This window comes from Erwinia mallotivora (genome assembly GCF_000590885.1).
In the GTDB taxonomy this organism is placed as follows: domain Bacteria; phylum Pseudomonadota; class Gammaproteobacteria; order Enterobacterales; family Enterobacteriaceae; genus Erwinia; species Erwinia mallotivora.
Genome location: NZ_JFHN01000022.1, coordinates 96266 through 107408, shown reverse-complemented (window position 1 = coordinate 107408; position 11143 = coordinate 96266). Strand labels below are relative to the sequence as shown.

5 protein-coding genes are annotated in these 11143 nt (G+C 49.6%); 4 read left to right on the top strand and 1 reads right to left on the bottom strand.

The window, feature by feature from the left end:
- The first annotated feature begins 19 nt into the window (after positions 1-19).
- A protein-coding gene (locus BG55_RS03400; RefSeq protein ID WP_152542550.1) for an IS3 family transposase occupies positions 20-1236 on the top strand; the annotation gives its coding sequence in 2 pieces (ribosomal slippage) (positions 20-364 and positions 367-1236; 1215 coding nt in all).
- A gap of 49 nt (positions 1237-1285) precedes the next feature.
- Here the strand turns inward: BG55_RS03400 and pitA are convergent.
- Entirely contained in the window at positions 1286-2785 is a 1500-nt protein-coding gene (pitA, locus tag BG55_RS03395) for an inorganic phosphate transporter PitA (RefSeq protein WP_152542608.1), read from the bottom strand.
- Between the two features lie 232 nt (positions 2786-3017).
- Here pitA and BG55_RS03390 point away from each other — a divergent pair, with 232 nt between their 5' ends.
- From BG55_RS03390 to BG55_RS03380, 3 genes are all read left to right on the top strand, one after another.
- Positions 3018-4202 carry a BaiN/RdsA family NAD(P)/FAD-dependent oxidoreductase gene (locus BG55_RS03390; protein ID WP_034934343.1) on the top strand — a complete coding sequence of 395 codons (1185 nt, stop codon included), beginning with the start codon at positions 3018-3020 and terminating at the stop codon, positions 4200-4202.
- Between the two features lie 393 nt (positions 4203-4595).
- Positions 4596-6797 (top strand): ferric-rhodotorulic acid/ferric-coprogen receptor FhuE, encoded by a 2202-nt coding sequence (gene fhuE / locus BG55_RS03385; RefSeq protein WP_034934342.1) that lies wholly within the window; start codon positions 4596-4598, stop codon positions 6795-6797.
- Between the two features lie 1514 nt (positions 6798-8311).
- Positions 8312-11101 (top strand): inverse autotransporter beta domain-containing protein, encoded by a 2790-nt coding sequence (locus BG55_RS03380; protein WP_235192701.1) that lies wholly within the window; start codon positions 8312-8314, stop codon positions 11099-11101.
- Positions 11102-11143: the final 42 nt, after the last annotated feature.

Genomic DNA, 11143 nt, shown 5'->3' with positions numbered 1-11143 from the left:
CGATTCTGAGGAGAATGTGATGAAGCAATATGTTAAACGTACACAACGCGACTACTCTCTGTCCTTTAAACTGGCCGTCGTTGAGCAGGTTGAAAAAGGTGAGATGACTTATCGTCAGGCTCAGGAGCGCTACGGTATCCAGGGGTGCTCCACCGTTCTGAAGTGGCTGCGTAAATATGGCCAGCTGGACTGGCACTCTTCAAAGCAGCGCAGCGCACGTGGAGGACTCATGAAAAAATCCCTTCCCCTTACGCCTGAACAACGAATCAAAGAGCTTGAGCAGCAGCTGGCTGAATCCGAAGTGAAGGCGCAGTTCTTTGAGGCCGTCGTGAAGGTCATGAACACTGAGTTCGGTGCCACGCTGACAAAAAAGCAGTTAGCTTCGTTATCGCGCAGGCAAAAACACCCGGACTGACCATCGTCAGGGTCTGCCGGTTTTTAAAAATAAGCCGTCAGGCCTGGTATCAGGGGTGTCAGCGCGTGCAACGTAAGTCAGAGCAGGCCTGCCGCATTACTGAGGAAGTGAAAAACCTCAGGATGCAGCAACCGCGCCTGGGCACGCGCAAGCTGCACCATATCCTTAACTGTCGGGATGCACCTGAACTGCATATCGGGCGGGACAGCCTGTTTACCGTACTCCGGGAGGCCGGGCTGCGGGTACGTCCGGCCAGGGCTTATCATAAAACAACCCACAGCCATCATCGCTTTTATAAGCATCCAAACCTGCTGAAAGACGGGCCGGGGCGGACCGTCATCTCCGGCCCGGAGCAGGTTTGGGTGGCGGACATTACCTGGCTTCCGGTCAGAACCGGCACGGCTTACGTGAGCCTGGTAACCGACGCATTCTCACGGAAAATAGTGGGTTACCATGTGCATGAAAGTCTTCATACAGAGCACGTGGTGAAGGCGCTACAGATGGCACTGAAAAACCGGCATGGCAGGACACCGCTGATCCATCACTCCGATCGCGGCATACAGTACTGCTCAGCGATGTACCAGTCGGTGCATGAAAGACACGGGCTAATCTGCTCAATGACGGATGGGTATGACTGTTATCAGAACGCCATTGCGGAGAGGGTCAACGGAATACTGAAAAACGAGCTGCTGATAACGCGCCCGGCAGACATCGTTCAGGCAGAAATAATGGTGGCGGAGTCGGTAAGAATCTACAATAGCCAGCGACCGCATCTGTCGCTGAAATATAAAACGCCAGATGCAGTACATCAGGCGTTTTGAGGGCGTAAAGTGTCAACCTATGCCAGGACTAGTCAACAGCAACTCATGCTCAGACAAACTTCAGTGCAATCCAGTACAGCACACCGGATAACAGAATTGAGACGGGCAGGGTAAACACCCATGCCAGCAGGATATTCTTCACCGTGCGTCCCTGTACCCCTCCGCCATCAACCAGCATTGTCCCGGCGACAGAAGATGAAAGCACATGCGTCGTGGAGACCGGCATCCCGGTATAGCTGGCAATGCCTATTGAGACGGCGGCGGTCATCTGGGCAGACATCCCCTGTGCGTAGGTCATGCCTTTCTTGCCGATTTTCTCGCCGATGGTGGTGGCGACACGGCGCCAGCCCACCATGGTTCCCAGTGACAGCGCTAAGGCCACCGCGATGATGATCCATACTGGCGCATACTCGATGGTATTCAACAAGTCGCCTTTCAGCTTACCGAGGAAACGTTGGTCATCGTTGGAAGTCCCTGGCAGCTTCGCCACTTTATCCGCCGTATCAGAAATACACATCATCAGACGACGCAGTTGACTGCGTTGTTCAACGTTGAGCGTATCGTAACTTTGCAGGTTGTTCAGCAGACCCTGAGCATGCTGAATGGCAGGCATCGCCCGCGACGCATCGCAGTGGAACTCCTGTGGCGTTGCGGCACTTTGTTCCGGCGTAGGCACAACCGGCGGGGCCATCTGCACAATGTGCGTCAGTGAATCTGCGTGCTGCTGATAGTACTGTTCAAGATGGTTCACCGCGTCGCGGGTGCGGGTGATGTCATAACCGGAGGCATTCATGTTCACCACGAAACCTGCTGGTGCCACACCGATCAGCACTAACATAATCAGACCGATACCTTTCTGACCATCATTCGCGCCGTGGGAATAGCTCACGCCAATCGCTGAGACAATCAGGGCGATCCGGGTCCAGAATGGCGGTTTTTTCTTACCGTCAATTTTTTCACGTTCCGCAGGCGTCATGTGAATGCGACGACGTTTTTTATTGCCACTCCAGTAGCGACGCAGGATAAACACCAGAAGACCGGCGACCATCAGGCCAACTAACGGTGAAATCACCAGCGACAACAGGATGCCGATCATTTTGGGGATATTGAGTGCATCCACCACCGAGGTGCCGGTAAGCAGGGCGTTGGTGAGGCCAATGCCGATGATTGCCCCGATAAGCGTGTGAGAACTGGATGCCGGCAGACCGAAATACCAGGTGCCGAGATTCCAGATAATTGCCGCCAGCAGCATGGAAAAGACCATCGCCAGCCCATGGGCCGATCCGACATTGAGCAACAGATCGGTTGGGAGCAAATGAACGATAGCGTAAGCCACGCTTAGCCCGCCCAACAATACCCCGAAGAAGTTAAACACCCCGGCCATCACCACCGCCAGTTGCGATCGCATAGCGCGGGTATAAATCACCGTGGCCACTGCGTTAGCCGTGTCATGGAAACCATTAATGGCTTCGTAGAACAAAACAAACACCAGAGCAAGGACCAGTAACAGGCCGGTATGGTAATCAAGACCAGCAAACAGATGTAGCATAAGCGTTACGCCATTTTGGAGGACATGAGCGCGGCGCATTATCCGCGAGAAACTGCATCAGGGGAAAGTGAAATATAGACTTTTTTTGACATCAGGGTGTCATTAAGAACAAATTGCCCGTTTAAGCGGCTTAAAAAAGTCAGATGTTTCACATCTGGCCCCCTGGCTAGTCTGGTATCAGTGCCTTCTAATCACTACAATCACCGTTTTTGAGCGATGGCTGGAGCGGGCAGTGGAAAAATTTGACGTTATCATCATTGGTGCGGGTGCGGCTGGCCTGTTCTGCGCGGCTCAGGCAGGGCAGCGTGGTAAACGTATTTTACTGATCGATAACGGCAAAAAGGCAGGACGAAAGATTCTGATGTCCGGGGGCGGGCGCTGTAACTTTACCAACCTGTATACCGAACCTGCCGCTTACCTCTCAAACAATCCCCATTTTTGTAAATCCGCGCTGGCGCGTTATACCCAGTGGGATTTTATCGACCTGGTTAACCGTCATCGCATTGCCTGGCATGAAAAAACCCTGGGACAACTGTTTTGTGATGACTCCGCGCAGCAGATTGTCGACCTGCTACTGAAAGAGTGTGAGGCCGCTAAGGTGACGCTGCGTCTGCGCAGCCAGGTACTGAACGTGATGCGAGACGATGCGGGTTACACCGTCGAACTGACTAGCGGTGTGGTACAGGCTGAAAAGCTGGTGATAGCGTCCGGTGGGCTCTCCATGCCGGGGCTGGGAGCGTCACCTTTTGGCTACAAAATAGCCGAACAGTTTGGTCTGAAGGTTTTGCCGACCCGTGCCGGGCTGGTGCCTTTCACACTGCATAAACCCCTGTTGGAACAATTACAAAGCCTGTCCGGTGTCGCCGTGCCTTCCATTCTGACGGCTGAAGATGGCACAACATTTAAGGAAGCGCTGCTGTTCACCCATCGTGGCTTATCCGGCCCGGCGGTGCTGCAAATTTCCAGCTACTGGCAGCCGGGCGAAATCATTACCATTAATCTCTCACCGGCGCGTTCTCTGGACAGCCTGATTACTGATGAGCGCAAAGCACATCCTAATCAAAGCCTGAAGAACACGCTGGCGAAAGTGTTGCCACGTAGTCTGGCCGAGTGCCTGCAACAGTTAGGCAAATTACCGGCATGTACGCTGAAACAACTTAACAGCAGCCAGCAAAACGAGCTGGTGGCGTCACTGCACAACTGGCAGGTGCAACCCGGAGGGACCGAAGGTTATCGCACCGCCGAGGTGACATTGGGTGGGGTGGATACGCATGCGCTCTCTTCTAAGACGATGGAGGCACGGGAGGTGCCGGGGTTGTACTTTATTGGTGAGGTGGTGGATGTCACTGGCTGGCTGGGAGGATACAACTTTCAGTGGGCGTGGAGCTCCGCCTGGGCCTGCGGGCAGGCTTTGTAGTTTCTTTACCAGCTGACAATCACGCCGTTATCTCTCCCTTCACCATACCTTAAGGCCGTAACCACCCCGCTCGTGCTGGCCGCAGAGATATCATTTTGTTGGGCTTACTGAGGGGATAACGGCAGTGTAAATCTCGCGACAGCAAAATGCCGAAAAGGTTCAATACATTTCATTTACATTGCTAATCAAAATGATTATAGTTCTCATTCACTTTCTTATCTGAAAGGACCGGCAGCTTCCGTTGCGGGTTGTTAATCCCTGAGAGAGCTACTGACGCTATGCCCGGTCGCCAGCGTGGCGGTTGCGCTGGCGGGGAAAAGTGCGCTCTGAATTTGATGCTTCAGATAAGTACCCGGTCAGTAAATCAAAAATATAATCTTTTGAGGGTAAATAATGTTTTTTGCGCCTTGTCATACCAGGGGACATCGCCATGCTGCCTCCCTCTCTGCCAACGCTCCGCTCTCTGTACTGGCGGTGATGATCATCAGCGCATTGCAGATATCTGCGGCCCATGCAGCCGATACCACGCAGAAAGAGCCTGAGCTGGTGGTTGATGCCACGGCTGGCAGCAACGGCAGCACGACTGATACCGACTACAACACTCCCGTCACCCGCGCTTCCACCGGCATGGCACTGACCGCCCGCGACACGCCTCAGTCCATCAGCGTGATCACCAGACAACGTATGCAGGATCAGCAACTGCAAACCCTGAATGACGTCCTGAAAAATACCACCGGCATCAGTGAATTTAACTCCGGGGCAAACCGCAGCAATTTTTATTCACGCGGCTTTATGATCGATAACTACCAAATCGATGGTTTCCCGGTATTGATCGATCCCCAGTGGAACATTGGTGATACGCAGGCTGACACGGCTATCTATGAGCGGGTTGAGGTGGTGCGCGGAGCCACCGGTTTAATGACCGGTGCAGGCAGCCCGGCAGCCTCAGTCAATATGATCCGCAAACATGCTGACAGCAAAGAATTTGTAGGCAATCTCTCGGCCAGTTACGGTAGCTGGGATACGCAACGCTATGTTGCCGATCTCTCTGCGCCGCTGACTGAATCCGGGCAGGTGCGGGGCCGGGTGGTGGCGGGTTATCAGGACGGCGACAGCTGGCTTGATCACTATCACACCCAGAAAAAGTTTCTTTACGGTGTGGTGGATGCCGACCTGACCGATGCCACCACGCTGTCCGTCGGTTATGACTACGAGGAGACTAACATTCAGGGCGCAACCTGGGGTGGGTTGCCAACGTTCTATCTGGATGGCAGTAAAACGCATTATGATCGCAGTACCAATCTTTCGCCTGACTGGGCTTATAACAACAGCAATTCGAAGAAAGTTTTTGCCAGCCTGAAACAGGACTTCACTAACGGCTGGCAGTTGACGTTGAGTGGCAGCCACACCGAAGCAACGATGGACAGTAAGCTGCTATATATAGACGGTTACTTCGATAAAACCACCGGCATTGGCGTTGGTCCGTATGCCGGTTATGACCTGTTGGGTGGTACGGGCTACAACACGGCGAAGCGCAAAGAAAACGCGGTTGATGCGAGGATTGATGGCGCTTATACCCTGTTTGGTCGTCAGCATGAACTGATGACCGGCATCAGCTACATCCGTCAGAACGATCGTTATTTCAGCGCTTCTACCAGTTTTACCTCTGCTGATGTCGGCGATTTTAACGACTGGGGTAACTATCCTGAGCCAGACTGGGACGAGCAGGCGCTGTCACAGGATAATACGATTCATCAGAAGTCAGCTTACATAGCCACCCGCATTTCGCTGGCCGATCCCCTACACCTGATTCTGGGCGCACGTTACACCCGTTACCAGGCTGATACGCTGACGCAGAATATGGAGAAAAATAACATCACGCCCTATGCGGGTCTGGTGTATGACATTGATGACACCTGGTCTGCTTATGCAAGCTATACCTCCATCTTTAAGCCGCAGACTTATCGCAATGCCAGCGGTGCCTACCTCTCTCCGGTTACCGGTAAAAGCTATGAAACCGGGGTCAAAGGTGACTGGATGAACAGCCGGGTCACTGCCTCGTTGGCGGTGTTCCGTATTGAGCAGGATCATCTGGGAGCAACGGATTACGCGCTGGTGCCGGGTAGTACTGACTATGCCTGGTATGAGCAGAATGGCACGGTCAGCAAGGGCGTGGAGTTCGAAATTAACGGCGCGGTAACGGATAACCTGCAAATGACCTTTGGTGCCACACGTTATGTTGCGCGGGACGGAGAAGATGCGGCGCTCAATCCAACCCAGCCACGCACCACGGTAAAACTTTACAGCAGCTATCGCCTGCCGGTGTTGCCGGATCTGACGGTGGGCGGCGGTATCAACTGGCAGACGCATACCTGGGATAACGTTGCCGGACCGGATGGAGCCAGCACGCTGTATGCAGAGCAGGGCAGCTATGCTCTGGTCGATCTGTTCAGCCGTTATCAACTGACCAGACAGCTTTCTGTTCAGGCGAATCTGAACAATCTCTTTGATAAAACCTACAATATTAATGTCGGCAGAAATACCGTTTACGGTGAACCACGTAATATTTCTGTTTCGGCCAATTACCGCTTCTGACTTCTCTACAGAAAATGCCCCAACGCCGGGGCTTGAAATAACCTCATTGAATTACAATGAGGTTATTTCATTTGCATCCATCTGATACATCGCCCCTCTTTTAGATAAGTTTTTATTTAACATCTGCATGTTTTTACCAGAGGTTCACCTGCCAATGCTCAGGACTTGCGTAATGGCTTTATAAGTAAATGTCTGGCTTAATTAAGCGAAGTTTGCCTCTTTGAAATCTCAGGTCCTGGCCGCTTCATGGCATTCAGTAGTAACCGAATTTATCTAAATCAACCTGACAACGTCCGTTATTGGTAAGGGCGAATTAGCTGCCGGGAATAATGAAAAGTAGGGCACATATGGGTGCTGTTCTTCACATCAGCATTGATTTTGCGTGGACTACACCTGTTGGGATGCAATAAAAAAACTGCTGATGAGTTACCGCGCTGAAAGGCTGCATCCAGCATTAAAACGTCAAGGTGAGGTTGCTATAAAACCATTCACACAGGGAAGTTATCTAATGCGGATTATTACGCTTACCGGCCACTGCGCAACAGTGTAAAGCCGGATATATCTGGGGTTCAGGCTGTTCAGTTCCTCAGACAGTCATTTGCTGCTCATTTTGCGATCAGTTGGGGGAACACACTCACAATACACAAGCGTCTGGTCACATAAATATTCAGCAAACGATAACTTAAGCGCATTTCGCTCCGGAGTTTCTTCCTGGCGTCACTACCCTGAATCCGTCAAGTAGAAAATTCACATCAATGGATCTCAGGGTGGGATACTCCAGAGTGAATGTAATTATCTGAATTGTTTCTTAAAAAATACCACTCTCAGAAATTATCCCATGCTGGGACATGTTCTTTTATCCTGCCTGTGGTCGTGCTTTTATAGTTAAGTAAAAAACGAATACTTTACACTTACCCGGCTTAAAAAATAATTTTTTAAGGCAAAAAGGTGTAAATATTTTGTTGGCAAGCTGATCAGCTTCTGCCGTTCTATCCTCGATATAGACGACTCTGTTACTTATCAATATTAATTACACAATAGATAAAAAGTGAAATAATTCTGAAGGTTTAGCACAGAGTAAATATTAATCTTTGGTACTAAATTTAGGTAAGTATTTAATATGGATTGATGTTCTTATTAATTTTACTTTTTCTTAAATAATAACCAGTGGCGTATAAATCTGCACTTAGAAGGGAGGATAAACGATAATAAAACAGGTGGTGTTTTTTTTGTTTTATTTGTATCTATTGGTGATTTTTTTGGCTATCTTCTGGTGGAAGATAATTCATTTTCATTTTTTATTTCACATCTGACTTCAGCTAAATAATTTTTTGGTACGGTAAATTAATCATTTTCTCCGCGGGTAAGGTTTTGATTTCTCCCGTATAAATTGGTTTTTTCCCTTTATTACAGAGCTGGCATTGAGTGAATACCAATTATTAACTGTGGCTTTATATGCGAAAAATAAATTCAACATTTTATCAAAATCATCATAACCAGGGGGAGGAGGTATATTGAAAAGCAGAACCAGAATATATAATAAATGGTATCAACGCGTTGCCTGGATAAATATCGCCGTGCAATGTGCTTTTCCTGTGGCCTGCTCGGTAATATCACCGTTAGCTGGCGCGCAATCCGGTAATCGCTTTCTGGCGCATTCCGCTGATGCATCCACCATGGCAACGCATGTCTATATACTGAAAGAATCAGAAACTGTGCAGACTGTTGCGCAAAAATACAATATGAGTCTCGATGCCCTGCGTAAGCTCAATCAGTTAAGGACATTTTCCAGTGGTTTTGATCACCTGAAGCCGGGTGATGAATTGGACGTTCCCCCGGCGCCGCTGCCATCGGTAAACTGGCAGCATGATGGTGTTGCACCAGAAGAAGCAAACGGTGAGAAGGAAGCAAAAATCGCCGGTTTCGCCAGTCAGGCAGGCTCTTTCATGGCCAGCAATCCTGATAGTAAAGCCGCTGCTGCGCTGGCGAGAGGTATGGCTACCAGCGAAGTAAATGCTGAAATTCAGCAATGGCTGGGCAGCTATGGAACGGCCCGCGTTCAGCTGGATGCTGATAAAAACCTGTCGCTAAAAAACTCTCAGCTGGATTTGTTATTACCTTTGCATGACCAGCAGAAGCAGCTGATTTTTACCCAGGGTAGTATCCATCGTACTGATGATCGTGCGCAGGCTAATCTGGGCCTTGGTATACGCCATTTTGCAGACAGCTTTATGGCTGGTATTAATACTTTCCTTGATTATGATTTGTCTCGCAGCCATGCCCGTTCTGGTATTGGCATGGAATACTGGCGTGATTTTATCAAGTTGAGTACGAATGGCTATTACGGGTTGACCAACTGGAAAAACTCCCCTGACTTTCAAGACTACAAAGAACGTCCGGCAAACGGCTGGGATATTCGCACTGAAGCCTGGTTGCCAGCCATGCCGCATCTGGGTACTAAGCTGAATTATGAAAAATATTATGGTAACGAAGTTGCACTCTTTGGCAAAGATAATCGGCAGAAAAATCCGCATGCTTTAACAGCAGGCCTCACGCTCACACCTTTTCCTTTACTTACAGTGAGCACTGAAAGGCGTCAGGGCAGTAAAGATATGAGCAATAATCATATTGGCGCGCAACTTAATTATCAGCTGGGTGTGCCATGGAAACATCAGATCGACAGTTCTCGGGTAGCTGCAATGCGCAGTCTTGCTGGCAGCAGATATGATTTAGTCGACCGCAATAATAACATCGTGCTGGAATATCGTAAAAATGAGGTCATAAAATTAAAAACGGCCAGTTTAATTAAAGGCTACGCTGGAGAGCAAAAAAGCCTCAACGTTTCTGTAAATACAAAATATCCTCTGGCACGCATTGACTGGTCTGCAACTACGTTAATTGCCAACGGTGGAAAGATTATTGCTAACGGACCTGACGACTACAGCATTATCTTACCGGACTATAAATATGGACCGAACGCAATCAATAATTATGTTATCAGCGGTGTCGCCATTGATGAGAAAGGAAATGCTTCCCGCAAGGCGCAAACCCAGGTAACGGTGACTGAAGCGGCCGTCAGTCTTGCCGAAAGTACTCTGACACCTCCGCAAAGTTCACTGCCTGCCGACGGTCAGTCACAGCAGATACTGACGCTGTCGGTGAAAGACAACCAGGGAAATCCTGTCGATATTCAGGAAGAAGAAATCGGTATTGAGAATCTCAAAGAGATGGAAACGTCCGGTGCAGTACTCTCAGCATTTAAACGTCAAAACGCGGGTCAATATACTGCGACCCTTACCGCAGGGAAGCTGGCACAGGCGATCACTATCACCCCTGCGGCACGTGGCGTAACCTTTTCCAGCGCAGTCGTGGATGTTGTCGCTGATAGTGCGACAGCACAGATTGCCAGCTTTACGGTCGTGAAAGACAATGCGGTCGCTAACGGTAAGGACCTCATCCAGCTTAAAGCGGTAGTGAAAGATGCCCAGGGCAATCTGATACCGAACCAGCAAGTTACCTTCACCGCAGACAGCGACGAAATCCCTGCACAATCGTTATTAACTGATGAAAAAGGCGAAGTGACAGTCGATTTTACTCATGTAAAAGCAGGTGTACGTAAAATCACCGCACGTGTTGGTGAACAGGAAGGTAAAAGCGTTGATGTCACCTTTGTTGCTGATGATGCCACAGCATTGACCAGCGGGCTGGAAGTTACAACCAACAACGCAGTGGCAAATGGTGAAGCAGCCAACCAGTTGACCGTTACAGTCACCGATGCCAATAACAATCCAATAGCAGATCGTGAAGTATCTCTGAGCGCTGACAGTGGGGTTGAGCTTTCTTCCGCAAGCGTGCGGACTTCTAAAGAGGGTACAGCAACCTTTACTGCCACCAGCCGTGTTAGTGGTCATTATAACGTGACGGCGACAACCAACGGTCATGCCATATCGGCACAGATAACGTTCGTAGCCGGTGAAGTTGATGGTACACATTCAACATTTGCCATAGACAAGAATATCATCTCCTCCGACGGTAAAGACGCAATTGCCCTTTCAGTTATTGCAAGGGACAAAAACAATAACCCGGTTACAGGTTCTGCCATTACATTTAGTAGCACTGGAATTAGCGGTGCCCGGATCTCAGATGTCAGCGAAGATAATGGTGTGTATTCAGCATTATTTACCTCTGAACAGGTAGGAAAGGGACAGATATTTGTATTGGTTGATGGAAAAGAAGTGGGCAACCTGATAGCTGAAGATATCGGTGTTTATAAGAGCACGCTTAATATCGTAATAGGTCAATAAAACTTCGATGTAGTCAACAACGTGGCATGGAGGCCAGTTAAT